This window comes from Thiorhodococcus mannitoliphagus (assembly GCF_010915725.1).
Classification (GTDB): domain Bacteria; phylum Pseudomonadota; class Gammaproteobacteria; order Chromatiales; family Chromatiaceae; genus Thiorhodococcus; species Thiorhodococcus mannitoliphagus.
The window spans coordinates 1-976 of the sequence record NZ_JAAIJR010000359.1; the positions used below are offsets into that span (position 1 = coordinate 1).

Consider the following 976-nt stretch of genomic DNA (forward strand, 5'->3'; position numbering starts at 1 on the left):
GAGGCGGGTATGAAGGATGCATTTGCCATAGTTTTCAGTAAATTCCAGCGCCCGGCCTTGAAGTAGGCGCGAAGCATCAACATCGCTTCGGCGCTAGGCTTGAGCCAGTAGATACTCGCCCCCTTCAAGCGGAGATTGATCACCCGGCGGACGGCACTTTCCACTGCCCCGCTTCCCAAGGGCAGACCAGCCGCCTTGACTGCCACATAATCGAGGCGGTTGAGGTTGCGAGCAAAATAATCGCGTTGCGTCCGCACGGCCTTGCTCAAGCGACCTCGGCAGAGTTGATCGACGCCCTGGACGACGGCGTGGGCGTATCCGTGGCGCAAACGCTTGCGTTGCTGCTTGATCCAGCGCCGACGCTGGGCCGCGCTCCACGACTTCTTCAATTCGGCCACGGCGCCCAAGTGCTCGACGACATGGTAGAAATCCAGTAACTCAAGCAGCTTCCCGGCCAGGCCCAGACGCTGACAGAGTCGTTTCACGCGCGTCCAGATCCAACGCGCTCCATCGGCGACGAAGAGCACGCGTTGAGCCGCTTCGATGTGGATCCGTTTCAGGGCGCTCTCCAGCATCTCGAACAGGGCGTCGGGACCGGCGAGCGTGGCGTCGATCAGCGGCGTGAAGCGCTGTTCTTGGCGACCATCGGGCCCGACCACCGAGATGACGAACAGCTTCGGCTCGCACCACACCGCGTGGTAACGACATCGCCCTTTCTTCGTCCGTGGTCCGCGTTTCTTGGTGCGAATGCGCAGGCGCCCGCCGTCACACGAGATCACGACGTGGCGCCCCGCGACATCCCCAAGCTCCACGTGGCCCGCTCCCAGCTCAATGGCGCGCGCCCGCTGGGCGAAGGCATAGGCAATGGCGCGCACGGTTTTGACGTTCAGCTCGACCCCTTCCTCCCACAGCACGCGGCGCGCTTCCGCAAATGAACTCAAGGCCGCCGCCAGCAGACTCACGCGCGCGCCGAGCG

1 protein-coding gene is annotated in these 976 nt (G+C 63.5%); it reads right to left on the bottom strand.

From position 1 onward, the window contains the following. The coding region (locus G3480_RS26865; RefSeq protein ID WP_164657242.1) for a hypothetical protein at positions 1 to 976 on the bottom strand (976 nt) is incomplete at both ends.